This window comes from Enterobacter sp. SA197 (assembly GCF_054131575.1).
This window is the reverse complement of record NZ_CP096393.1, coordinates 2,057,251-2,079,798: the sequence shown is the minus strand read 5'-3', so window position 1 is coordinate 2,079,798 and position 22,548 is coordinate 2,057,251. Positions and strand designations below refer to the sequence as shown.

General features: G+C 51.8%; 23 protein-coding genes and 2 pseudogenes. 12 read left to right on the top strand and 13 right to left on the bottom strand.

Annotated features, from left to right (window positions below):
• The first annotated feature begins 49 nt into the window (after positions 1-49).
• Positions 50-1,240 (top strand): sulfurtransferase, encoded by a 1,191-nt coding sequence (locus tag M1D91_RS09560; protein WP_437430364.1) that lies wholly within the window; start codon positions 50-52, stop codon positions 1,238-1,240.
• The gene (locus tag M1D91_RS09555; protein ID WP_437430363.1) at positions 1,234-1,644 is read left to right on the top strand and encodes a pyrimidine (deoxy)nucleoside triphosphate diphosphatase; all 411 of its coding nucleotides are present in this window, start codon (positions 1,234-1,236) and stop codon (positions 1,642-1,644) included. The genes M1D91_RS09560 and M1D91_RS09555 overlap by 7 nt, the downstream gene beginning before the upstream one ends.
• Here M1D91_RS09555 and M1D91_RS09550 read toward each other — a convergent pair.
• Positions 1,610-1,885: a DUF1496 domain-containing protein gene (locus M1D91_RS09550; protein ID WP_437430552.1), complete on the bottom strand. Its 276-nt coding sequence runs from the start codon at positions 1,883-1,885 to the stop codon at positions 1,610-1,612. The genes M1D91_RS09555 and M1D91_RS09550 overlap by 35 nt on opposite strands.
• 246 nt (positions 1,886-2,131) lie before the next feature.
• Between M1D91_RS09550 and gdhA the strand changes: the two genes are divergently transcribed.
• Positions 2,132-3,475 (top strand): NADP-specific glutamate dehydrogenase, encoded by a 1,344-nt coding sequence (gdhA, locus tag M1D91_RS09545; RefSeq protein ID WP_437430362.1) that lies wholly within the window; start codon positions 2,132-2,134, stop codon positions 3,473-3,475.
• Positions 3,476-3,555: 80 nt separating this feature from the next.
• On the opposite strand, the gene M1D91_RS09540 is transcribed toward gdhA, so the two are convergent.
• The 4 genes from M1D91_RS09540 to M1D91_RS09525 form a co-directional block, all read right to left on the bottom strand.
• Positions 3,556-3,729 carry a hypothetical protein gene (locus M1D91_RS09540; protein WP_437430361.1) on the bottom strand — a complete coding sequence of 58 codons (174 nt, stop codon included), beginning with the start codon at positions 3,727-3,729 and terminating at the stop codon, positions 3,556-3,558.
• A gap of 151 nt (positions 3,730-3,880) precedes the next feature.
• Positions 3,881-5,827 (bottom strand): DNA topoisomerase III, encoded by a 1,947-nt coding sequence (locus M1D91_RS09535; RefSeq protein WP_437430360.1) that lies wholly within the window; start codon positions 5,825-5,827, stop codon positions 3,881-3,883.
• Positions 5,828-5,831: 4 nt separating this feature from the next.
• The gene (selD, locus tag M1D91_RS09530; RefSeq protein WP_437430359.1) at positions 5,832-6,875 is read right to left on the bottom strand and encodes a selenide, water dikinase SelD; all 1,044 of its coding nucleotides are present in this window, start codon (positions 6,873-6,875) and stop codon (positions 5,832-5,834) included.
• Between the two features lie 116 nt (positions 6,876-6,991).
• Positions 6,992-7,543, bottom strand: coding sequence for an NAD(P)H nitroreductase (locus tag M1D91_RS09525; RefSeq protein WP_437430358.1), 552 nt, complete (start codon positions 7,541-7,543; stop codon positions 6,992-6,994).
• 162 nt (positions 7,544-7,705) lie between these two features.
• On the opposite strand from M1D91_RS09525, the gene sppA reads away from it, so the two are divergent.
• The 3 genes from sppA (at position 7,706) to pncA (ending at position 11,351) form a co-directional block, all read left to right on the top strand.
• Positions 7,706-9,559, top strand: coding sequence for a signal peptide peptidase SppA (gene sppA / locus M1D91_RS09520; RefSeq protein ID WP_437430357.1), 1,854 nt, complete (start codon positions 7,706-7,708; stop codon positions 9,557-9,559).
• Positions 9,560-9,682: 123 nt separating this feature from the next.
• Positions 9,683-10,699, top strand: coding sequence for an asparaginase (gene ansA / locus M1D91_RS09515; RefSeq protein WP_437430356.1), 1,017 nt, complete (start codon positions 9,683-9,685; stop codon positions 10,697-10,699).
• Between the two features lie 10 nt (positions 10,700-10,709).
• A complete protein-coding gene (pncA, locus tag M1D91_RS09510; RefSeq protein WP_437430355.1) occupies positions 10,710-11,351 on the top strand; it encodes a bifunctional nicotinamidase/pyrazinamidase in 642 nt (213 codons plus the stop codon).
• 41 nt (positions 11,352-11,392) lie between these two features.
• Here the strand turns inward: pncA and M1D91_RS09505 are convergent, their stop codons facing one another.
• Both M1D91_RS09505 and msrB read right to left on the bottom strand, forming a co-directional pair.
• Positions 11,393-11,671: a YeaC family protein gene (locus M1D91_RS09505; RefSeq protein WP_437430354.1), complete on the bottom strand. Its 279-nt coding sequence runs from the start codon at positions 11,669-11,671 to the stop codon at positions 11,393-11,395.
• 40 nt (positions 11,672-11,711) lie between these two features.
• Entirely contained in the window at positions 11,712-12,125 is a 414-nt protein-coding gene (msrB, locus tag M1D91_RS09500; protein WP_437430353.1) for a peptide-methionine (R)-S-oxide reductase MsrB, read from the bottom strand.
• A 341-nt stretch (positions 12,126-12,466) separates the two neighbouring features.
• Here msrB and gapA point away from each other — a divergent pair, with 341 nt between their 5' ends.
• Positions 12,467-13,462 carry a glyceraldehyde-3-phosphate dehydrogenase gene (gene gapA / locus M1D91_RS09495; RefSeq protein WP_041851661.1) on the top strand — a complete coding sequence of 332 codons (996 nt, stop codon included), beginning with the start codon at positions 12,467-12,469 and terminating at the stop codon, positions 13,460-13,462.
• Between the two features lie 80 nt (positions 13,463-13,542).
• Positions 13,543-14,427, top strand: a complete 885-nt coding sequence (locus tag M1D91_RS09490) for a D-hexose-6-phosphate mutarotase (protein WP_437430352.1) — start codon at positions 13,543-13,545, stop codon at positions 14,425-14,427.
• A gap of 43 nt (positions 14,428-14,470) precedes the next feature.
• On the opposite strand, the gene M1D91_RS09485 is transcribed toward M1D91_RS09490, so the two are convergent.
• Together M1D91_RS09485 and M1D91_RS09480 are read right to left on the bottom strand one after the other, a co-directional pair.
• A complete protein-coding gene (locus M1D91_RS09485; protein ID WP_437430351.1) occupies positions 14,471-15,328 on the bottom strand; it encodes an aldo/keto reductase in 858 nt (285 codons plus the stop codon).
• 91 nt (positions 15,329-15,419) lie between these two features.
• Positions 15,420-16,166, bottom strand: coding sequence for a MipA/OmpV family protein (locus M1D91_RS09480; RefSeq protein ID WP_437430350.1), 747 nt, complete (start codon positions 16,164-16,166; stop codon positions 15,420-15,422).
• Positions 16,167-16,348: 182 nt separating this feature from the next.
• On the opposite strand from M1D91_RS09480, the pseudogene M1D91_RS09475 reads away from it, so the two are divergent.
• Positions 16,349-17,494 (top strand): annotated as a pseudogene (locus tag M1D91_RS09475) (IS3 family transposase).
• Positions 17,495-17,546: 52 nt separating this feature from the next.
• On the opposite strand, the gene M1D91_RS09470 reads toward M1D91_RS09475, so the two are convergent.
• Both M1D91_RS09470 and M1D91_RS09465 read right to left on the bottom strand, forming a co-directional pair.
• Positions 17,547-17,873, bottom strand: a complete 327-nt coding sequence (locus M1D91_RS09470) for a DUF1493 family protein (protein ID WP_437430349.1) — start codon at positions 17,871-17,873, stop codon at positions 17,547-17,549.
• A pseudogene (locus M1D91_RS09465) lies at positions 17,867-18,331 on the bottom strand (STM2901 family protein). The gene M1D91_RS09470 and the pseudogene M1D91_RS09465 overlap by 7 nt, the downstream one beginning before the upstream one ends.
• Positions 18,332-18,482: 151 nt before the next feature.
• Between M1D91_RS09465 and M1D91_RS09460 the strand changes: the two are divergent.
• Together M1D91_RS09460 and M1D91_RS09455 are read left to right on the top strand one after the other, a co-directional pair.
• Positions 18,483-18,764 (top strand): hypothetical protein, encoded by a 282-nt coding sequence (locus M1D91_RS09460; RefSeq protein ID WP_437430348.1) that lies wholly within the window; start codon positions 18,483-18,485, stop codon positions 18,762-18,764.
• Between the two features lie 3 nt (positions 18,765-18,767).
• On the top strand, positions 18,768-19,016 hold the full coding sequence (locus M1D91_RS09455; RefSeq protein ID WP_437430347.1) for a hypothetical protein: 249 nt from the start codon (positions 18,768-18,770) through the stop codon (positions 19,014-19,016).
• Positions 19,017-19,249: 233 nt separating this feature from the next.
• Here M1D91_RS09455 and M1D91_RS09450 read toward each other — a convergent pair whose 3' ends face one another.
• Together M1D91_RS09450 and M1D91_RS09445 are read right to left on the bottom strand one after the other, a co-directional pair.
• A complete protein-coding gene (locus M1D91_RS09450; protein WP_437430346.1) occupies positions 19,250-19,678 on the bottom strand; it encodes a recombinase zinc ribbon domain-containing protein in 429 nt (142 codons plus the stop codon).
• A gap of 536 nt (positions 19,679-20,214) precedes the next feature.
• Entirely contained in the window at positions 20,215-20,484 is a 270-nt protein-coding gene (locus M1D91_RS09445; RefSeq protein ID WP_437430345.1) for a hypothetical protein, read from the bottom strand.
• An 87-nt stretch (positions 20,485-20,571) separates the two neighbouring features.
• On the opposite strand from M1D91_RS09445, the gene yeaG reads away from it, so the two are divergent.
• The gene (yeaG, locus tag M1D91_RS09440; protein WP_437430344.1) at positions 20,572-22,506 is read left to right on the top strand and encodes a protein kinase YeaG; all 1,935 of its coding nucleotides are present in this window, start codon (positions 20,572-20,574) and stop codon (positions 22,504-22,506) included.
• The last annotated feature ends 42 nt before the right edge of the window (positions 22,507-22,548 follow it).

The following is a 22,548-nucleotide window of genomic DNA, read 5'->3' as shown; positions in this document are numbered from 1 at the left end:
CTCTCTATAGCGGCAGTCAGAGGATTGCCGCTTCTTACGAGATGCCGCCATGCAGCACTTCCTTACCTGTTTACAGATTCAGCAGCAGCACGGGGCCATTATCGACACTCGCCCGGCCGCCATTTTTAACGGCTGGCCTGATGAGGTACACGGTACCTCAGGTCATGAACCCGGCGCCCTTAACCTTGCCACGCGCTGGCTTGATATAATGGATGATGAGGTTTTAAGTGGCTGGCTCAGCAGGCATGCGCTCACTCCTGCGATGCCACTGGCGCTCTATGGTGGTGAGCATCACGCGCTCAGTTATCGTCTTCGCAGAATCGGATTTCAGGCCGTGTCAACGCTCGCTGACGCCCTCACCGATCCGGCCCGCCTTCGCCGATTGCCAGGCTTTGCGCAACGCCCCTGCCCCCAGTGGCTCCACCAGCTTTTGCAGGGCAAACCTGTAGCAGAGAGACCCGCTGGCGCGTGGCGGGTGCTGGAGATAATCTCGGATGGAACGCCGTTACCACGTCATGCTCACATTCCCGGGGCTGCCTGTCTTGATATTGGCAAACTTGAAGGCGGGCCTTTCTGGAACGTCGTGCCAGCGAACCAACTTTCCAGGGTGCTCACCCGTCACGGCATTGGCGGTGATACTACCGTGATACTCTATAGCCGCCATCTGCTGGCGGCGGCGCGCGCGGCGCAGATCCTGCTGTATGCTGGCGTGGCCGACGTGCGATTGCTTGAAGGAGACGCATTTGCGCAGGCGTTTCCTCGGGCAACCGTACCCCCCATGACTACCAGCCATAACCTTGACGCTGCTCTGGGCGTGCCGCGGTGTCCGCAACTGATGGTGACAATGGCGCAGGCGCGAGCGCTCTTACATCGTCAGGATGCCTCGCTGGTGAGCGTCAGAAGCTGGCAGGAGCATACCGGGCAGATCAGCGGCTATGATTACATCGCAGAAAAAGGGGACATTCCCGGCGCCCGCTGGGGACACGCGGGAGAGGGCAAAGATGGCATGGGCGATTTTTTAAACCCGGATGGCACATTGCGAAGCGCAGAGGAAATAACCGCCATGTGGGCGGCTTATCACATCACCTCCGATCAGCACGTCGCCTTTTATTGTGGCACTGGCTGGCGGGCCTCGCTGGCGTTTTTATGTGCCCGCGCGATGGGCTGGTCGCGTATCGCCGTATATGACGGCGGCTGGTACGAGTGGAGTCAAAAGAATAAAAACGGAGCAACATGCTAAAGACAATCGACGTCGTCGCCGCAATCATTGAGCGTGACGGCAGCATTCTGCTGGCACAGCGCCCTGAACAGGGCGATCAGCCAGGCTTATGGGAATTTGCCGGCGGTAAAGTAGAGCCCGGTGAAACGCAGCCGCAGGCGCTGGTTCGCGAGCTAGGTGAAGAGCTGGGTATTGAGGCCACCGTTGGTGATTATATTGCAAGCCACCAGCGTGAGGTTTCCGGGCGCATCATTACTCTGCATGCCTGGCACGTGCCGGTCTTTACCGGCACCCTCACCCGTCATCATCACGCCGCGCTGGTCTGGTGCTCACCGGATGAGGCGCGCAACTGGCCCCTGGCTCCGGCAGATATCCCCCTGCTTGAGGCATTTAAGGTTTTACACGCCGCCAGACCAAAGGATTAGTTGAGATAGTGCGTTCATCACGCTGGCATTGCAGCAATATGCCTTCGGTTTTGATGACCGCACCTTCAGAATAGGTTTGCCCCTCATAAATACAGCACTGATTACAGGGCTGAGCATTCTGTTGACCGCCCGAGCTGAACACCTGGGGCGGAACGTTGACTTCCACATCCGGTGAGAGACGTCGTTCAGCCTGCACGCCAAAGGATGCGATTATTAATAAACCACTTATCACCCACTGCATTGGCTTCATGATATTTTCTTCCTGAATTGATTCTTTAATAACTATAACGGATCTCTATTTCAAAGCAGCTATTTCTTCTGTCATCGCTTTTAATTATGACCCTCGACCTTTCATTAATTTCGTCACATAGGCGGATTTTTGCTTGCTTAACGTCATATTGCAGATGTTATAGTCGAAAAACGCTGAAATTTTGGCAGCTATAAAAAACATAACATCCGACATCTGACATAAGAGGCTCTTATATCTATGGAACAGACATGCACTCTTGAATCGTTCCTTTCCCACGTTCAAAAGCGCGATCCGCACCAGACCGAATTCGCTCAAGCCGTTCGTGAAGTCATGACCACTCTGTGGCCTTTCCTTGATCAAAACCCGCGTTACCGACAGCTCTCCCTGCTGGAGAGACTGGTAGAGCCTGAGCGTGTGATCCAGTTTCGCGTAGTGTGGGTAGATGATAAAAATCAGGTGCAGGTTAACCGTGCATGGCGTGTCCAGTTCAGCTCCGCCATTGGCCCTTACAAAGGTGGCATGCGCTTCCATCCCTCCGTTAACCTTTCTATTCTTAAATTCCTCGGCTTCGAACAAACCTTTAAAAATGCCCTGACCACCCTGCCAATGGGCGGTGGTAAAGGCGGAAGTGATTTCGATCCAAAAGGGAAAAGTGATGCTGAGGTGATGCGCTTCTGTCAGTCTCTGATGACGGAACTCTACCGCCATCTTGGCGCGGATACTGACGTGCCCGCAGGTGACATGGGCGTTGGTGCGCGTGAAGTTGGCTTTATGGCCGGCATGATGAAAAAGCTGTCTAACAACACAGCCTGTGTCTTCACCGGTAAGGGGCTCTCTTTCGGCGGCAGCCTGATTCGCCCGGAAGCCACCGGCTATGGCCTGGTCTACTTCACCGAAGCGATGTTAAAACGCCACGGTCTGAGTTTTGAAGGCCTGCGTGTTGCGGTTTCCGGTTCCGGTAACGTGGCACAATATGCTATTGAAAAAGCGCTGGAACTGGGGGCACGCGTGATTACCGCCTCCGACTCCAACGGTACAGTGGTCGATGAAGCCGGCTTTACTAAAGAGAAGCTGGCACGCCTGATTGAGATTAAAGAACAGCAGCACGGTCGCGTAGCAGATTACGCCCGGGAATTTGGCCTGCACTATCTTGAAGGCCAGCAGCCGTGGTCCGTTCCGGTTGACGTTGCGCTGCCGTGCGCAACGCAAAATGAGCTCGATGAGGAGGCGGCCCGTCAGCTTATCGCCAACGGCGTAAAAGCGGTTGCCGAAGGGGCGAACATGCCAACCACCATCGCCGCGACCGATCTGTTCCTGGAGGCCGGTGTTCTCTTCGCACCGGGTAAGGCAGCGAACGCTGGTGGTGTCGCCACATCCGGCCTCGAAATGGCGCAAAATGCCGCCCGTTTTGGCTGGAAAGCGGAAAAAGTGGATGCGCGTCTGCACCACATCATGCTGGATATTCATCATTCCTGCGTGGAGTACGGTGGCGAAGCGAAACAGACGAACTACGTTCAGGGCGCAAACGTGGCCGGCTTCGTGAAAGTGGCCGATGCGATGATTGGTCAGGGGCTGATTTAACTATTTAAGCCGGGTGGCTCGACGCTTCCCGGCCAGACAATATCAGGCCTGGTGTGCATTGCGCACCGGGCCTTTTTATTTCACGCTCGCGCAACCAGCGAGGAGACGATTTCCCGATGGCGTTTAAGAATGATGGCGATTTGCTCATCGGCGGTGAGTTCGTTAAAGAGCCTGTCGTGACTTTCGGCTCGTGCGTTGCGCAACGTGGTGGGGATTTTTACTACGCTATTTTCTACGGGTTTTTGCTCGCTCATTTTCCAGTCCTGCTACTAAATGGTCTGTGTTCGCGCGCATCATAATCCTGTTTTTTAGTGACAGGAAGACGCAAGGATCACGTCTTCCTGCAAATTGGGCAATTTTACGCCATTTTTGGGCAATTCCACGGAAGTGAACGCCACATCCGCATCACCCAGCAGGCGATGGCGCCGGGGTGTCATCTCCACGAGATTTTCGCCCGGTACGCTTGCCGGCGGCCCTTTTCTTCCCGCCGCCTGGGGCCACTATCCCCTTGAAACGTTGCGCTGGGGTGTTACGCGCCTGCTGAATAAGCTCGTGCAATGTGCCAACCAGCGGCTGCATAAAATCCTGATACCGGCACTGCTTTTCACTGATTTGCGTGAGTACCGACTCCCAGTGTGCGGTCATGTCGGGCCTGGCCGCCATCTCAGGTAGCGAGTGTATTAGCGCTCTTCCCGCATCGGTTGAGAGGATGTAACGCCCTTTCTTATTAAGAAAACCACGCTTAAACAACAACTCAATGATGCCGGCACGGGTTGCTTCCGTTCCGAGACCGTCCGTGGCGCGCAGGATTTTCTTCAGCTCTTTATCCTGCACGAAACGCGCAATCCCGGTCATTGCCGAGAGCAAAGTGGCATCTGTGAAATGGCGCGGCGGCTGGGTTTGACGCTCAACCACCTCCCCCTTCTCACATAGCAGTTCATCGCCTTTGGCGACCACCGGCAGCGGCGTCCCGTCGTTCTCTTCATCACGCTCTTTGCCGCCCAGCAAAGCACGCCAGCCCGCCTCTGCCAGAAAACGCGCCTTAGCAATGAACTTACCGTTAGCGATATCCAGATCAATCTGGCATTTGCGGAAGACGGCATCAGGGCAGAACTGCAAGAGATACTGGCGAGCGATGAGGTTATAAACATCGGCTTCGCTGTGGGTCAGATTGACCTTTGATGCCCGTGCGGTCGGGATAATCGCATGGTGGGCATCGACCTTTTTGTCGTCCCAGCTTCGGTTGCGCAAATCCGGGTTAACGACAGGCTGCGGCAGTAAGCCCTGGGCATGTACGCTTATCGCATTCATCACCGCATGGCGCCCGGCATAGTGTTCTTCTGGCAAGTAGCGGCAGTCCGATCGCGGGTAGGTAATCAGCTTGTGGGTTTCATACAGTTTCTGACAGATATCCAGGACGTTTTGCGCACTGAGCCCATAGCGTTTGGCAGCTTCAATCTGTAATGCCGAGAGTGAAAACGGCAGCGGTGCCGGTTCTGATTCCCGTTTATCATTATATCCGGTGACCCGGGCAGGCTGCCCGGCAATGCGATTAACCACATGATCGGCAAGTGGGCGATGAAGCAGACGGCCCTCTTCATCCTGATACGGCTCGCAGGCTTCACTGGGCTGCCAGAGCGCGGTAAAGCGCTCTCCGGCAGGCGTAACGATATGGGCTTTGACCTCAAAGAAATCCTTCGCCACGAAGTTTTCTATCTCTTCGTCGCGCCGTACCACAAGGCCAAGCAATGGCGTCTGGACGCGCCCCACGGATAACACCCCCTGATAACCGGCATTACGTCCCAGGAGCGTGTAAGCGCGGGTCATATTAATGCCATACAACCAGTCCGCGCGGGCGCGGGCCAGGGCAGAAACGCATAGCGGCACGAACTCACTGTTGGAACGTAAGCGAGATATCGCGCGCTCAACGGCCTGCGGGTTAAGATCGTTTATCAGGCAGCGCTGCACCTGCTGACGTTTTGCGGGCGGAAGATCAAGATAATCAATTACCTCGTCCACCAGCAGTTGCCCTTCCCTGTCCGGATCGCCTGCGTGAACCACTTCCGTGGCCTCAGCCAGCAGACGCTTAATGACGTTAATCTGCTTCGTCACCGAAGGTCGGGGCTGAAGACGCCATTTTTCCGGCACGATGGGCAAATCCGCGAGATTCCAGCGGGCGTAGCGGCTGTCATAGACATCCGGCTGCGCCTGTTCGAGCAGGTGGCCAATGCACCAGGTCACGACCTGCCCATTTCCGCACTCAATATAGCCGTCGCCTTTGCGATGGGGCTTAGGCAGCACATCGGCAATGGCACGGCCAAGACTCGGTTTTTCTGCAATAAACAACCGCATCGGTTTAACGGATCTCAATCATCGGACGACCGGCACGGGCGCTGACCAGCTCACCTACCTGCGTGAGGGTAACGCCACATTCTGCGCCAGTGGCGAGAACCTCATTTACCGCATCCGGGGTCACGGCCAGTAGCAGACCACCGGACGTCTGGGGATCGCATAACAGATCCCGGACCGCAGTCGGCATCTCTCCCATCAAATGACCGTAACTGGCGAAGTTACGTTGCGTGCCTCCCGGCACCGCCCCAAGCGCGATGTACTCTTCCACGCCCGGCAGCTTAGGTACCTCCTGATACCACACCTGCGCCTGGACGCCCGCGCCCTGACACATCTCACTGAGATGGCCCAACAGCCCAAAGCCCGTCACGTCGGTCATGGCTTTGACCCCTTCAATACCCGCGAACGCTGCGCCCGCGAGGTTCATCTGGCACATGACCTCGGTAGCAAGTCCCTGATGTTCAGGCTTGAGCAACGACTTTTTCTCCGCCGTAGTGAGCACGCCAATGCCTAATGGTTTGGTCAGGAAAAGCTGGCAACCTGCCTGCGCGGTACTGTTTTTCTTCACCCGCTCGGTGGGTACAACGCCGGTCACCGCCAGGCCAAAAATAGGTTCTGGTGCGTCGATAGAGTGACCGCCCGCCAGCGCAATACCGGCCAGCTGACAGGCATGACGCCCACCTTCAATCACCTGACGGGCAATTTCCGGGGCCAGCGTGTTAACAGGCCAGCCCAGAATGGCAATCGCCATAACCGGTTTTCCGCCCATGGCGAAAATATCGCTGATGGCGTTGGTCGCCGCAATGCGACCAAAATCAAAGGGGTTATCAACGATTGGCATAAAAAAGTCGGTGGTGCTGATAACACAGGTGCCATTACCTAAATCGTAGACGGCGGCGTCATCGCGGGTTTCGTTACCCACAAGCAGATTCGGGTCGAGAAACTTCGCCTGTTCACTGTGCAGAATGGTATCAAGCACCCTGGGGGAAATTTTACAGCCACAACCTGCTCCGTGGCTGTACTGGGTCAGACGAATACCGTTTTCGTTCATGGACATCTCCTGTCAGGACAATCCGGCTATGGTAACGCTCAAAGTACATTGTGGTAAGCGAGACTGTCTGAATTGCGGCAGTTCGCTCACAATCCAGACAGATTTACAACGTGGGTTCAGAAATGACGCACGAACGGGGTGGTATCGGGCACGCTGACCGTGGTAGCGGCTTTCAACTGCGGGGTACCGAGATAAAGAAAACCGACGATTTGATCCTGCGCCCGACAGTCGAAGGCGTCGCGCACAATGGGGCTGTCGGTAAGCGGGCCGGTACGCCAGATTCCATTAAACCCCTGGGCGAGCGCAGCCATCTGCATCGCCATGACTGCACATCCGGCAGAGAGTAACTGCTCCCATTCGGGCACTTTATGGTGCTCTACGCATTTCGCGACGACGGCTATAATGAGGGGCGCGCGGAACGGTGAGGTGCGGGATTTCTCCTGCGCTTTCTCATCCAGCCCCGCATCCACCGCCGCTTTTTCCAGCGTCTGGCTAAAGCGCTCACGGCCTTCACCTTCAATCAGGAAAAACTGCCAGGGTTGCAGCGTACCGTGGTCCGGCGCGCGCATGCCTGCACGAAGGATGTTCTGCAGTTGTTCACCCACCGGCGCAGGCTCGGCCAGGCGGGAAGCACTGCGGCGGTTGACGAGCAGTTCAAGTGCATCCATTAGTTAAGCTCCTGTTGTGAATTTTGTTCCTAAAATTAACACGTGCATAGAATTTGTTACAGCACCGACGGCGATTCCTGCTGACATTACGCTGCAGGGTAATTAGGATAACGACACTTCCCGCTCAGGGCAGCGGGTGACCTTACTTATCAGGGAGAAAGCATGCGAACCCTTTGGCGCATTATTGCCGGTTTTTTCAAGTGGACCTGGCGATTGCTGAATTTTATCCGCAATCTGGTACTCAACGTAATTTTCATTCTGCTGGTGCTGGTCGTGGCGGGTGTCTGGATGCAGTTCAGTGACAGCAAATCGGAGCATAGTAGCCGTGGCGCGTTGCTGATGGACATTACCGGCGTGGTGGTGGACAAACCGACCGCCAGTAACCGCCTGGGGACGCTGGGTCGTCAGTTCTTCGGGGCCGGTTCAGATCCTTTACAGGAAAACTCACTGTTCGATGTCGTCGATACGATTCGCCAGGCGCAGGCCGACCGCAATATCACCGGTATTGTGTTAGACCTGAAAAATTTCGCCGGCGCAGACCAACCCTCCATGCAGTACATCGGCAAGGCGTTACGTGAATTCCGCGACAGCGGCAAACCTGTCTACGCGGTGAGTGATAACTACAGCCAGGGCCAGTATTACCTTGCCAGCTTCGCCAGTAAGATTTGGCTCTCTCCGCAAGGGGTAGTGGATCTGCATGGCTTCGCAACCAATGGGCTCTACTACAAATCGCTGCTCGATAAACTGAAAGTGACCACCCATGTCTTCCGTGTTGGCACCTATAAATCGGCGGTTGAGCCGTTTATTCGTGACGATATGTCTGCGCCGGCGCGTGAGGCTGACAGTCGCTGGATTGGCGAACTCTGGCAAAATTATCTCAATACAGTCGCCGCTAACCGTAAGGTCACTGCGCAACAGATCTTCCCTGGCGCGCAGGCGATTCTGGATGGGTTGCGCAAGGTTGATGGTGATACGGCAAAATATGCGCTGAATAACAAGTTAGTGGATGAGCTGGGCTCCAGTGCTGACGCTGAAAAAGCGTTGACCAAACAGTTCGGCTGGGATGACAAAGATAAACATTTCCGTGCCATCAGCTACTACGATTACCCCCTTAAAGCACGAAGCGATGTGGGTGATTCGGTGGCCGTCATCTTTGCTAATGGGGCTATCATGGACGGGCAGGAAACGGCTGGCAATGTGGGCGGAGATACCACCGCCTCACAAATCCGCGATGCTCGTCTGGATCCGAAAGTGAAAGCCATTGTGCTGCGTGTTAACAGTCCAGGCGGCAGCGTAAGCGCTTCGGAAGTGATTCGCGCCGAGCTGGCCGCAGCGAAAGCGGCAGGTAAACCGGTGGTGGTTTCCATGGGCGGTATGGCTGCGTCCGGGGGTTACTGGATCTCAACCCCTGCTAACTACATTGTGGCCAACGCCAGCACGCTGACGGGATCTATTGGCATATTCGGCGTAATCAACACGCTGGAAAACAGCCTTGACGCTATTGGCGTGCACACTGACGGCGTCGCCACCTCGCCGCTGGCCGACATGAGTGTCACCAAAGCGCTGACGCCAGAAGTCTCACAGATGATGCAAATCAGTATTGAGAATGGCTATAAACGTTTTATCGGTCTGGTGGCGAAGTCACGTAACAGCACCCCGGAGCAGATCGATAAAATCGCCCAGGGCCATGTATGGACCGGCCAGGACGCGAAAGCAAACGGACTGGTTGATGGATTAGGTGATTTTGATGATGCGCTGAATAAAGCGGCTGAACTGGCGAAGCTTAAACAGTGGCATGTGGAGTGGTATGAGGACGAACCTTCGTTCTTTGACCGGATGATGGACAGCATGTCTGGCTCCGTTCGCGCCATGTTACCGCAGGCATTGCAGGCCTATCTTCCTGCACCGCTGGCCAGCGCAGCCGTACAGGTGAAAGCCGAAACTGACAAACTGGCCGCGTTTAACGATCCACAGAACCGTTATGCGTTCTGCCTGACCTGCGCCAATATCAAATAACGCTTACGGTCTAATTCCTCCCAGGGCGGTGGCGAAAGCCTCCGCCTTTTCTGTTGGCTTTCGCTGCATCAATCATTCACTGTGTATATACTCCCCCCACGTTGTGCTAATACATCCTCTACCATGCAGAAAAAATCAATTTATGTGGCGTATACCGGCGGGACTATCGGTATGCAACGTTCTGAACACGGCTATGTTCCGGTTTCCGGCCATTTACAGCGCCAGCTGGCCCTGATGCCTGAATTCCATCGTCCGGAAATGCCGGATTTCACTATTCACGAATATGATCCGCTGATGGACTCTTCGGATATGACCCCCGAAGACTGGCTGCATATTGCGGACGATATCAAGGCCCACTACGACGACTACGATGGCTTCGTGATCCTGCATGGCACCGACACCATGGCCTACACCGCCTCGGCGCTCTCATTTATGCTGGAAAACCTCAGCAAGCCTGTTATCGTCACCGGTTCGCAAATCCCGCTGGCCGAGCTACGTTCCGATGGGCAGATTAATCTGCTGAATGCACTGTACGTGGCGGCTAACTTCCCGATCAGCGAAGTGACGTTATTTTTCAATAATCGTTTGTATCGCGGCAATCGCACCACCAAAGCCCACGCAGACGGTTTTGATGCCTTTGCTTCACCTAATCTTGCGCCCCTGCTTGAAGCCGGCATCCACATTCGTCGTCTTAATACTCCGCCCGCTCCTCATGGCGAGGGGGCGCTGAGTGTGCATCCGATAACACCCCAGCCGATTGGCGTGGTGACCCTCTATCCAGGTATCTCTGCCGATGTGGTGCGCAACTTTTTACGCCAGCCGGTCAAGGCCCTGATCCTGCGCTCATACGGCGTTGGAAATGCTCCACAGAACCGTGAGTTCCTCAAGGAGTTGCAGGAAGCCAGCGATCGCGGCATCGTGGTGGTAAACCTCACCCAGTGTATGTCCGGTAAGGTCAACATGGGCGGCTACGCCACTGGCAACGCACTGGCGCATGCCGGTGTGATTGGTGGTGCCGATATGACCGTCGAGGCGACCCTGACGAAACTGCATTATCTGCTGAGTCAGAATCTGGATGCAGCGGCTATCCGTAAAGCCATGAGTCAGAATCTGCGGGGCGAACTGACCCCTGATGAGTAAGGAAGGCGACATGAAACAACGTGCGTTACTGCTTGTGGATTTGCAAAATGATTTCTGCGCCGGAGGGGCGCTGGCCGTAGCGGAAGGCGACAGCACGGTGGATGTGGCAAACCAATTGATTGACTGGAGCCACGCCCGACATGAGCCGGTTATTGCAACCCAGGACTGGCACCCGGCAAACCACGGCAGCTTCGCCAGTCAGCATGGCGTTGAGCCTTTTACGCAGGGGCAGCTAGAGGGTTTGCCACAAACCTTCTGGCCGGATCATTGCGTCCAGCATAGCGAAGGGGCGCAATTGCACCCCCTGCTCAACCGTGCAGACATCAGTGAAATCATTCATAAGGGTGAGAACCCGGCTATCGACAGCTACAGCGCGTTTTTCGATAACGGGCATCGGCAAAAAACGGCACTGGATGACTGGTTGCGTGCGCATGCTATCAGTGTGCTCACCGTGCTCGGTCTGGCCACCGACTACTGCGTGAAATACACGGTGCTGGATGCGCTAAAACTGGGTTACCAGGTCAATGTGATAACCGATGGCTGCCGTGGTGTGAATCTGAACGCACGCGACAGCGCACAGGCCTTTATGGATATGGCCGCCGAAGGCGCGACCTTATACACACTGGCGGACTGGCTGGAAACCCAGGCGTAATCTTCGCGTCCGGCCTTCTGGCCGGACCGTTTTCACACGCGTTATTGGATCTTGAGAGTGGCGATGGGCTTCGAACCAATCCCAAACTCTTCCTTGAGCTGCTGTTTGGTTTTCATCACCATCTGACCCTGCGTGTCGATGGTCATGTGTTGTGCCTGTGTGTTGTTTTTTGCCTGCCAGAGCATCACCAGCTGCAGGCTGTTCTCTTTTTGCTCAGGCGTCAGCGCGACGCCATCGGGCCATTTTCCCAACTCCACTGCCGTAACGAGACGCTGATAAATTTCCGGCGTCATGCTGTTAATGACGTGATCAAGATCCATAATTAATTAGCTCCAGTGGAATAATTGCTGAATCGATTCGTTAACCTTTGATCTGTTCGCCATTCTCATCGTCAGAAAAGCTCAGGGAAGCGGAGTTAACGCAGTAACGTTCCCCGGTAGGTTGCGGGCCATCGGGGAAAACATGCCCCAGGTGGGCATCGCATTTTCCACAGCGAATTTCGATGCGCTGCATACCGTGAGAGTAATCGTTAATGTAACGGATAGCACCGTCGGCAACCGGCTCGTAAAAGCTGGGCCAGCCGCAGCCAGAATCAAATTTGCTTTGGGACTGAAACAGTGCGGCGTCACAGACTAAACAGTGGTAAACCCCTTCCCGCTTGTTATGCAGTAACCGCCCGGTGAAAGGGGGTTCGGTGCCGTGATTTTGCGTCACGTAGAACTGCATTTCTGTAAGATTTTTTTTCAGTTCGTCCTGAGAAGAATTCGTCGTCATAGGCTCACATCTCGCAATAAGAACGCATATTACACTCTGTAGATTCTAACAAAACATTAACAATGAAGAACTAACTTTTGTTCTAAACTTAAGCGCGCCTGGCACCCGGAGGGGTAATTGTGATGTTGCTCACATTTTTATCCTGCGTGACCTTTAAAATTCGGGGCGGCGTCCCCATTAGGGGAGAATGCTCATGGGAAGAGTGGGACGAATCAGTCGAACAAAGGTTAGGCGGAATATGATTTGTCGCAATGATTGACACGATTCCGCTTGACGCTGCGTAAGGTTTTTGTAATTTTACAGCCAACCTTTTATTCACTAACAAATAGCTGGTGGAATATATGACTATCAAAGTAGGTATCAACGGTTTTGGCCGTATCGGTCGCATTGTTTTCCGTGCTGCTCAGGAACGTTCTGACATCGAAATCGTTGGTATCAACGATCTGTTAGACGCAGAGTACATGGCGTACATGCTGAAATATGACTCCACTCACGGCCGCTTCAACGGCACCGTAGAAGTGAAAGACGGCCACCTGGTTGTTAACGGCAAAACCATCCGTGTAACTGCTGAAAAAGATCCGGCTAACCTGAAGTGGAACGAAATCGGCGTTGACGTTGTTGCTGAAGCTACCGGTATCTTCCTGACCGACGAAACTGCTCGTAAGCACATCACTGCTGGCGCGAAAAAAGTGGTTCTGACTGGTCCTTCTAAAGACAACACCCCGATGTTTGTTAAAGGCGCTAACTTTGACAAATACGAAGGCCAGGACATCGTTTCTAACGCATCCTGCACCACCAACTGCCTGGCACCGCTGGCTAAAGTTATCAACGACAACTTCGGCATCATCGAAGGTCTGATGACTACAGTTCACGCGACCACTGCAACCCAGAAAACCGTTGATGGCCCGTCTCATAAAGACTGGCGTGGCGGTCGTGGCGCATCCCAGAACATCATCCCGTCTTCTACCGGTGCAGCGAAAGCTGTTGGTAAAGTTCTGCCAGAACTGAACGGCAAACTGACTGGTATGGCGTTCCGCGTTCCTACTCCGAACGTTTCTGTTGTTGACCTGACCGTTCGTCTGGAAAAAGCAGCGTCTTACGAAGAAATCAAGAAAGCGATCAAAGCGGCTTCTGAAGGCGCAATGAAAGGCGTTCTGGGTTACACCGAAGATGACGTGGTTTCTACCGATTTCAACGGTGAAGTTTGCACTTCCGTGTTCGATGCTAAAGCGGGTATCGCGCTGAACGACAACTTCGTGAAACTGGTTTCCTGGTACGACAACGAAACCGGTTACTCCAACAAAGTTCTGGACCTGATCGCTCACATCTCCAAATAAGTGAGATGAGATTCTGATCTATAAAGGCGACCTCGGTCGCCTTTTTTTGTTTTAGTGTCACGCTAACGAAGGATTGCACCATGATAAACACAATTTTTGCTCTCCCGGTTGTCGAACAAATTACCCCTACCCTCTCCCGCCGCTTAAATGACGAACTTGATATTATTGTTGTCGATCATCCGATGGTGAAAGCATCCGTCGCACTCAACGGCGCACATCTTCTCTCCTGGAAGCCGCAGGGTGAAGATGAGGTTCTGTGGTTAAGCGACAACACGCCTTTTAAACCTGGCGTCGCCCTGCGTGGCGGCGTGCCTATCTGCTGGCCGTGGTTCGGTCCGGCAGCGAAGCAGGGACTGCCGGCTCACGGTTTTGCCCGTAATCTGCCGTGGACACTGAAAGCCCATAATGAAGACGATAACGGCGTGGTGCTGACCTTTGAACTTCAAAGCAGCGACGCGTCCCGTCAGTACTGGGAACACGACTTCACTCTGCTTGCGCGCTTTAAGCTCGGCAAAACCTGTGAAATCGAACTGGAAGCGCACGGCGAGTTTGAAACCCACTCTGCGCTGCACACCTACTTCAACGTAGGGGATATCCATGCCGTGAAAGTCAGCGGCCTGGGCGACCGTTTTATTGATAAGGTCAATGATGCAAAAGAAGACGCCTTAACCGATGGCGTGCAAACCTTCCCGGATCGTACCGACCGCGTCTACCTGAACCCGGAAGCCTGTAGCATCATTCATGACGGCGCTCTCAATCGCGCTATCGAAGTGGTCCATCACCATCACTATAATGTGGTCGGCTGGAACCCTGGCCCGGCACTGGCTAAGAGCATGGCCGATATGCCCGATGACGGCTATAAAAACTTCGTGTGCGTGGAGTCTGCCTGTGCTACGAAAGCGCAGAAGACAACTGAAGAAAACCCGTCACGCCTCGCGCAGACAATCAAGGTTGTGAAACGTTAATCCTTTCACGCCCTTCCCGCCAGGGAAGGGCGTTATCTCACCGCTATACGACATCGAGCGGCGTTTTCCTTCCCGGTGCAGGAAACGCTTTATCCAGCCGGGATAACTCCTCTTCACTCAGCGTAATCCTTAGCGCTGCTGCATTCTCTTCCACATGCGCCACGCTTGCCGCTTTGGGAATCGCCATCACACCCTGATGGCTGATAACCCAGGCGAGCAAAATTTGCGCTGCAGTAGCCTGATGCGCCGCCGCAACCTCCTCCACGACGCGGTTGTGCATTAAGCCGTCACGCAAACGTCCCGCCTGGGCTAATGGACAGTAGGCCATGACTGGCATCTGTTGCTGCTGGCACCAGGGCAGCAGATCATATTCGATACCCCGTGAACCGAGATGGTAAAGCACCTGGTCGGTCACACAGGCGTTGCCGCCCTGGACCTGCCACAATGCCTGCATGTCGCTGTAATCAAGGTTGGATACGCCCCAGCGGCGAATTTTGCCCTGCTCAATGAGGGTTTCCATCACCTCTACGGTTTCGGCAAGGGAGAAGTTACCGCGCCAGTGCAGCAGGTATAAATCCAGATAATCAGTGTTCAGGCGACGCAGGCTGGCTTCACAGGCGGCGATGGCTTTCTTACCCCCGGCATTCCACGGGTAGACTTTAGAAACGAGGTAGACTTTATCGCGCAAGCCTCCGCGCAGTGCCTCGCCCACGACCTCTTCCGCTCCCCCATCGGCGTACATTTCTGCGGTGTCGATCACTCCGAGTCCAAGGTCAATGCCCGCACGCAGTGCATCAACTTCCTGCGACCGCTGTCGTTCATTTTCACCCATGTACCAGGTCCCCTGGCCGATAGCAGGCAGCGTATGGGTGCCGGCAAACAGAACATGTTTCTCTGTCATTTCGTCCTCCTTTTAATAATGCACCACCGTAAAGTAAAACAGGGCCAAAGGCCCTGTTTGCGTGCACAAATTGCACTATCAAAAAGCACAATCAGAAGCGATAGGTCACACCTGCCGATAGCAGCCCGGCCCAGGATTTATCAACCATCGGACTGTCTTTGATATCGTCAGACAAGTGCGTATAACGACCGGTGCCGTAAACGCTCCAGTTATCAGTCAGACGATAGCTGGCGGTCAGTTCGAGATACGGGCTCCAGCCGTTGTCCGGATCGTAGCTGTCGAGGCCACTACGGCGGGATTCAGAACGGGACACGCCGTAGTAGTATTCATTCTGGTTGTCGCTGCTCCACTCAACCCCAATCCCTGGCGTCAGGGTCAGACCACCGTTGGTGTAGCGATAAAGCCACGCCAGGTCCCAGGTCACACCATTGCTGTTATCCAGTATATCCCCTGCAATCGCAGTACGCAGGAAACCGTACTCGGTATTATGAATGTAAGAGAGGCCCGCCACCGCGGTTGATTTACGCTTATTCAACTGACGCAACTGATTATTGTCGCTGTCACCAGGCTTGAAGCTCCAGGGGGAGTAGGCTGCAAAGACCGAGAGCTGGTCTGCCTGATCGTTCCACAGGTAGTACCCGCCACCTAATCCACGGAACCAGAAGTCATCGCTCTCGTAGGTGATAACCGGCACCGGATAGGCTTTGTTGTCGTACTGTTTATAAGGAGACTCCACCACGCCCACGCCCGCACCGAGCGAAAAGTTGTTTTCGGCACTGGCAGCAAAGGTTGAAGTCGCGATTAGCACACCCAGTGCCAGGAGTTTGAATTTGGTCACAGTCCTTTCTTTCCTGTTGTCAATAATCGGCGTAAGAAGTGTAACCGCCCTCCTCATTCATCCCAAATTATTTTACTTATGCATTACAAAAGGCAACGCAGTAGCATGTCGTACTGATATGAATCGCCACGGGTTTAACAGACACCTCGGAGTCATTTAAGATGACTTAAAGAGAGGTGCCCATGAGCGGTAAACGTTATCCCGAAGAGTTTAAAATTGAAGCAGTCAAACAGGTTTTTTATCATGGTCATTCTGTTTCCAGTGTTGCAACACGTCTCGATATCACCACCCACAGCCTTTACGCCTGGATAACGAAGTACGGTCCGTATCCTAACACTAATAAAGAAAAGGCAGATGCTCAGGTCGGGATACGCCGTCTTCAGAAAGAGCTGAAGCGGGTTACCGACGAACGGGACATATTAAAAAAGCCGCGGCGTACTTCGCAAAGCTGTCCGACTGAGGTACGCCTTTATTCGTGACAATTCCCGTTGCTGGCCTGTTCGTCTGCTCTGCAGGGTGCTGGATGTTCATCCCAGTGGCTTTTACGCCTGGCTTCAGCAGCCGCATTCACAACGCCATCAGACAGTCCTGAGACTGACAGGACAGATCAAACAGTTCTGGCTGGAGTCGGGATGCGTTTATGGTTATCGCAAGATCCATCTCGATCTGCGTGATACCGGACAGCAGTGCGGAGTGAACCGTGTCTGGCGGCTGATGAAGCGTGCCGGAATAAAAGCTCAGGTCGGATACCGGAGCCCGCGGGCACGTAAAGGCGAGGCCTGCATCGTGACACCCAACAGGCCCCAGCGACAGGTCAATCCGGATGCTCCGCATGAGCGTTGAGTAACGGACATCACTTATATCAGGACCCACGAAGGCTGGCTGTATCTTGCCGTGGTGGTTGATCTGTTCTCACGCAAAATTATCGGCTGGTCAATGCAATCCCGGATGACAAAGGACAATGTCCTGAACGCACTGCTGATGGCTGTATGGCGGCGTAATCCCCAAAAACAGGTGCTGGTTCACTCTGATCAGGGCAGTCAGTACGCAAGCCATGAGTGGCAGTCGTTCCTGAAATCACACGGTCTGGAAGGCAGCATGAGCCGTCGCGGTAACTGCCACGATAATGCGGTTGCAGAAAGCTTTTCCAGTTGCTGAAGCGTAAACGGATAAAGAAAAAGATCTATGGAACGCGGGAAGAAGCCCGCAGCGATATTTTTGATTACATCGAAATGCTTTATAACAGTAAGCGTCGGCATGGTTCGAGTGATCAGATGCCGCCGACGGAATATGAAAATCAATATTATCGACGGCTCAGGAGTGTCTAGATTATCCGTGGCGATTCAAAATTTCAGACGTATCAATATTTTTATAGATAAATTAGTCATATAACCATCGTCCGGCTTTAGCTGACTCGATTAACATACTTATAGTAAAATCGGGTACTGGTACTGGCTCTGTTTTTTTAAATGGATTCCATGAAACCGGAGTGTCGGGAAAATATGTTTTGATATTAAAATCCCCTCTGTCTACATGTAGTTCGTTGAAGTACCGCTCCATCAGATCCTCAGCCTCCAGTTCATCGATAGACAGATCACTATCGAGATCTGTCACTGGAGTCAATAGAACTGGTTTATCAGACAATACATATGTCCCTGCATATGGGCGAACGATTTCATAAACTCGTTCCTCAATGTTATCTACCATAGCTTGTCATTTCCCCTTGCAATAGCGTTGTACTCGCTGATGGTACGATAGACAATTTGAGATACGTCATTCGCAAGTATCAATACACCGATTAGCGGTATAGTACGTCCAACGAATGGAGCGATGTTACGTACCATTTGTTTTCTTGCGGTCCAGGGAGTGTACCCACCTAACCAAGTTGGAAGCGACAAACCGAATGGGAACTTTGCCTTTTTAAATACCGCTCGGGATGCTTTCGACGCATACGACGTACCAGTAATAGACCCACCAGGTTTGGTGCGAGTAGGTAGATCGTTTCGGCCTGAAACTATTGCAATAACTGCCGCGAAATCGGCAACACCTCATCCAAACTGTTCTACAGTCTTCTCACAAAACACCATGAAGAACAATTCAGCAGCACTTAAATTAGATTTACCAGCATAGAAGTACGTTCCGTTCAACTGCTCTACTGTATCCATCATCAGCCTCTGGCATTGTCTGAACGACAGCAATAATAAGACGGTCTTTGTCGTTAAAGTAGTAACATAATATTGGGATTTATCTTAAAAAATATTTATATAAGTTTCAGTGGTGGTGATGTGTTGCAACTGATTTTGATTAAGGCTTGATATGGACATTAAAAAATATTCTACACCTTTCTTTATTATGATAGGGATTATTGCTTCCTTAGAAATTCTGTTTTTTATAAAAGTACTTTTCGCTGGTTCGAAAGGTTTCGAGTGGGGTTCTGTAACGGATTGGGTAAGTGCTTTATGTATCATTGCTATTGCAAGTGCTGCAGTTTACGCAGTATTACAAACAAAGAAGTGGCTTAAACCAAAACTAAATCAAAATGGTTTACCTGATGCAATTAAATTCCTTAAAAACAATGTAAAAACAATGCTGAGTTGAGTTGTGAGTGACTCAATTGATGGGAGTTTCATTGAGTTGGTAAAGGTTCTTGAAATCGTTGTTAAGAGTCATCGAGAAGAAGTACTTCCTAGATATAATAAATTGAAAACTCACTTCTCTGAACTCAAAGACATAAAAGATCCGTATAACTCTGGCTATAAGTTGAAGTTTGACTCAGAAAAATCAGAGCTAATGTGGTATGGTTATTCTCTAAAAGAAAACAAAAAAAACCATAATAGAAGAAATATTTAAATTACACACTCTGTACTTTTTCATATCATCTCAAAAATACAAGATAGCAAGTGAGATTTTTACATGTTATTTTTCGGAGCGTGTAAAAAAGACCAATGCCATTCCAAAATGGAAATTATCGAAAACCATCGATGATGTCATTAATAAATTAGCAAAACTCGATAGCAAACAAACTAAAGTTCATACCAGACTTAAGCAATTATATAAAGGACTGATGGGTGATAAACCTGCTATTACAGTTGAATAGATTTAGCAGCACATCTTTTCTTCTCTTCCCTCGTTCTACAAATTACATACTTCGTTCTTACATGGTTGTAATGGATTGCAATATTGCCACCACAACAACCACACTTTAGAATTCTTGAGAAAAGGTTTGTAATGTAATCATCTTGTGCAAGGGTTACATCTTTTCTTATACAGTTTGCAACACCATTTGCAGTGAGTTTTGTATTTACTCGTTCAAATGTAAGGTTGTCGATAATTATCATTTCAACAACTTTTTTATCTCTAAGTACTCTTAATACGTTTACCGTACTCCAGCCTTTTGGTAATCGCTTTACTATGGCTCCAGATCCAAGCCCACTTTCTGACAATGAGAATATTTGTTTAACTACAGATGGCTCAAGAAGAAGATCCCCAGCAGGCTTTTTCTTATCAGTCATAACCGTATCCATCATACGGTTAGCAGTTAGGAATAGTGCATCATCAATGATTTTTGGGTACACATTCGAGATCACCTCATCGTTGTGCCGCTTATGTTCCCTAACAATCTGCGGTCACGAATGAGCCTCGATACCCTAACCATCTGCCACTTAGGATTATCAAGCCGTTTAACAATTTCACCAGTACTAAACCCCTGCCTGTACCATTCAAAACACTGCACAATGAGTACAGCCTGTTCCTGAATGATCGAGTACTTGTTATCAATGTTTTCTAACCAGAATGGCATACGGTTGGATACTACCTCACCATTAGCTGCCGCTCTTTGCACCTTGTTCTGCCATACCACCTTCGCACGTACTGACTTCATCAGCGATTCGTTATGCGAACACTGTAGGATAATTTCCATGAGTATTTTTGAGAAACTGTCATCGTTTTTTAACACTAAACCCGTACTGATATGATGTACGACAATGCCACTAACAACGATGAATTGAATAGTATTTTCCGCCTACGACGAACGACGACTCAAGCGATCTTATGATGTGACTATTAATGCATCGGCAGTCCCAGACTTGCGATTACGCACATACTGTAAAAATTTACCTAAATTCGAGCCGGGTGAAATGTTGGCATTTTTAAACGCAGAAACGCCCTCATCTATTATATAAATCCTATCATCACTAAATTTTTCAGAATTATCATCTAAAGATTGTTCAATAATTGAACGCCGATCATCCAGACCCGCTCCGCTTACGACTTGATCAAAACTCGATACACGCTCATAACAAATAGGACGATAAGTCATTTTTTATCCTGTTGGTTTACGACGCTAAAAGTAAAAATTGCCCGTACTTTTAAAATGTTCCCATCGATTACAATAGGACGGCATGCCATGAATATATTCGATCACTACCGCCAGCGCTATGAAGCTGCCAAGGACGAAGAGTTCACACTGCAGGAGTTTCTTGCTATTTGTAAGCAGGATCGCAGTGCCTATGCTAACGCAGCTGAAAGACTATTGATGGCTATTGGGGAGCCAGTAATGGTGGACACTGCGCTAGAGCCACGGCTTTCCCGTCTCTTTTCGAATAGGGTTATCGGACGCTACCCGGCGTTCGAAGAGTTTTATGGTATGGAAGAGGCTATTGAGCAGATTGTCTCCTATCTCAAACACGCCGCCCAGGGGCTGGAAGAGAAGAAACAGATCCTGTATCTGCTCGGCCCGGTCGGTGGCGGTAAATCTTCGCTGGCAGAGCGGCTGAAAGCCTTAATGCAGCGTGTCCCTATTTACGTACTGAGCGCCAACGGCGAACGCAGCCCGGTCAACGATCACCCGTTGTGCCTGTTTAACCCGCAGGAAGATGCGCAGATTCTGGAAAAAGAGTACGGCGTACCCCGTCGTTACCTTGGCACTATCATGTCTCCGTGGGCGGCAAAACGTCTGCATGATTTTGGCGGCGACATCTCTAAATTCCGCGTCGTCAAAGTCTGGCCCTCCATCCTTGAGCAGATTGCGATTGCCAAAACTGAGCCTGGTGATGAGAACAACCAGGACATCTCGGCGCTGGTGGGTAAAGTTGATATCCGTAAACTGGAAAACCATGCTCAAAACGATCCGGATGCCTATGGTTACTCAGGCGCGCTGTGCCGGGCCAACCAGGGCATTATGGAGTTCGTGGAGATGTTCAAGGCACCCATTAAGGTGCTGCACCCTCTGTTAACCGCTACGCAGGAGGGGAACTACAACGGTACGGAAGGCATCTCCGCGCTGCCTTTTAACGGTATTATTCTTGCGCACTCTAACGAATCAGAATGGGTGAGTTTCCGTAACAATAAAAACAATGAGGCCTTCCTTGACCGCGTTTATATCGTCAAGGTGCCTTATTGCCTGCGTATCTCCGAAGAGATCAAGATTTACGAAAAACTGCTTAACCACAGTGAGTTGACCCATGCGCCCTGCGCGCCCGGTACGCTGGAAACCCTCGCGCGATTCTCTATTCTGTCGCGCCTGAAAGAGCCAGAAAACTCCAGCGTGTACTCGAAAATGCGCGTGTATGACGGTGAAAGCCTGAAAGATACCGACCCGAAAGCCAAGTCCTATCAGGAGTACCGTGATTATGCCGGTGTGGATGAGGGGATGAACGGCCTGTCGACCCGTTTCGCCTTTAAAATCCTCTCCCGCGTGTTTAACTTTGATCATGTCGAAGTGGCGGCAAACCCGGTGCACCTTTTCTATGTGCTCGAACAGCAAATTGAACGCGAGCAGTTTCCGCAGGAACAGGCCGAACGTTATCTTGAATTCCTCAAAGGTTATCTGATCCCGAAATACGCTGAGTTTATTGGCAAAGAGATCCAGACGGCCTATCTGGAATCCTATTCCGAGTACGGGCAAAACATTTTTGACCGCTATGTCACCTATGCCGATTTCTGGATCCAGGATCAGGAGTACCGCGACCCGGATACCGGCCAGCTGTTTGACCGTGAGTCGTTGAATGCAGAACTGGAAAAAATCGAAAAACCGGCGGGGATCAGCAATCCGAAAGATTTCCGCAATGAGATAGTAAATTTCGTGCTGCGCGCCCGGGCAAATAACAGTGGCCGCAACCCGAACTGGACCAGTTACGAAAAACTGCGCACGGTTATTGAGAAGAAAATGTTCTCCAATACCGAGGAGCTACTGCCGGTTATCTCGTTCAACGCCAAAACCTCTACCGATGAGCAGAAAAAGCACGACGATTTTGTCGACCGCATGATGGAAAAAGGGTACACCCGCAAACAGGTTCGTCTGCTTTGCGAATGGTATCTGCGCGTGCGCAAATCGTCTTAACGTCATGCCTGCCCGGTACGCGGTATCGGGCCAGAACAATGA

What these genes read in the sequence shown, in the direction of transcription:
- M1D91_RS09485 (WP_437430351.1), bottom strand. Translation starts at nt 15,328, where the DNA reads ATGACAGAGAAACATGTTCTGTTTGCCGGCACCCATACGCTGCCTGCT.
- M1D91_RS09490 (WP_437430352.1), top strand. Translation starts at nt 13,543, where the DNA reads ATGATAAACACAATTTTTGCTCTCCCGGTTGTCGAACAAATTACCCCT.
- gapA (WP_041851661.1), top strand. Translation starts at nt 12,467, where the DNA reads ATGACTATCAAAGTAGGTATCAACGGTTTTGGCCGTATCGGTCGCATT.
- M1D91_RS09550 (WP_437430552.1), bottom strand. Translation starts at nt 1,885, where the DNA reads ATGCAGTGGGTGATAAGTGGTTTATTAATAATCGCATCCTTTGGCGTG.
- sppA (WP_437430357.1), top strand. Translation starts at nt 7,706, where the DNA reads ATGCGAACCCTTTGGCGCATTATTGCCGGTTTTTTCAAGTGGACCTGG.
- M1D91_RS09540 (WP_437430361.1), bottom strand. Translation starts at nt 3,729, where the DNA reads ATGAGCGAGCAAAAACCCGTAGAAAATAGCGTAGTAAAAATCCCCACC.
- gdhA (WP_437430362.1), top strand. Translation starts at nt 2,132, where the DNA reads ATGGAACAGACATGCACTCTTGAATCGTTCCTTTCCCACGTTCAAAAG.
- M1D91_RS09445 (WP_437430345.1), bottom strand. Translation starts at nt 20,484, where the DNA reads ATGACTTATCGTCCTATTTGTTATGAGCGTGTATCGAGTTTTGATCAA.
- M1D91_RS09460 (WP_437430348.1), top strand. Translation starts at nt 18,483, where the DNA reads ATGGACATTAAAAAATATTCTACACCTTTCTTTATTATGATAGGGATT.
- M1D91_RS09555 (WP_437430363.1), top strand. Translation starts at nt 1,234, where the DNA reads ATGCTAAAGACAATCGACGTCGTCGCCGCAATCATTGAGCGTGACGGC.
- pncA (WP_437430355.1), top strand. Translation starts at nt 10,710, where the DNA reads ATGAAACAACGTGCGTTACTGCTTGTGGATTTGCAAAATGATTTCTGC.
- M1D91_RS09470 (WP_437430349.1), bottom strand. Translation starts at nt 17,873, where the DNA reads ATGGTAGATAACATTGAGGAACGAGTTTATGAAATCGTTCGCCCATAT.
- yeaG (WP_437430344.1), top strand. Translation starts at nt 20,572, where the DNA reads ATGAATATATTCGATCACTACCGCCAGCGCTATGAAGCTGCCAAGGAC.
- M1D91_RS09525 (WP_437430358.1), bottom strand. Translation starts at nt 7,543, where the DNA reads ATGGATGCACTTGAACTGCTCGTCAACCGCCGCAGTGCTTCCCGCCTG.
- M1D91_RS09560 (WP_437430364.1), top strand. Translation starts at nt 50, where the DNA reads ATGCAGCACTTCCTTACCTGTTTACAGATTCAGCAGCAGCACGGGGCC.
- M1D91_RS09450 (WP_437430346.1), bottom strand. Translation starts at nt 19,678, where the DNA reads ATGACTGATAAGAAAAAGCCTGCTGGGGATCTTCTTCTTGAGCCATCT.
- ansA (WP_437430356.1), top strand. Translation starts at nt 9,683, where the DNA reads ATGCAGAAAAAATCAATTTATGTGGCGTATACCGGCGGGACTATCGGT.
- selD (WP_437430359.1), bottom strand. Translation starts at nt 6,875, where the DNA reads ATGAACGAAAACGGTATTCGTCTGACCCAGTACAGCCACGGAGCAGGT.
- M1D91_RS09535 (WP_437430360.1), bottom strand. Translation starts at nt 5,827, where the DNA reads ATGCGGTTGTTTATTGCAGAAAAACCGAGTCTTGGCCGTGCCATTGCC.
- M1D91_RS09505 (WP_437430354.1), bottom strand. Translation starts at nt 11,671, where the DNA reads ATGGATCTTGATCACGTCATTAACAGCATGACGCCGGAAATTTATCAG.
- msrB (WP_437430353.1), bottom strand. Translation starts at nt 12,125, where the DNA reads ATGACGACGAATTCTTCTCAGGACGAACTGAAAAAAAATCTTACAGAA.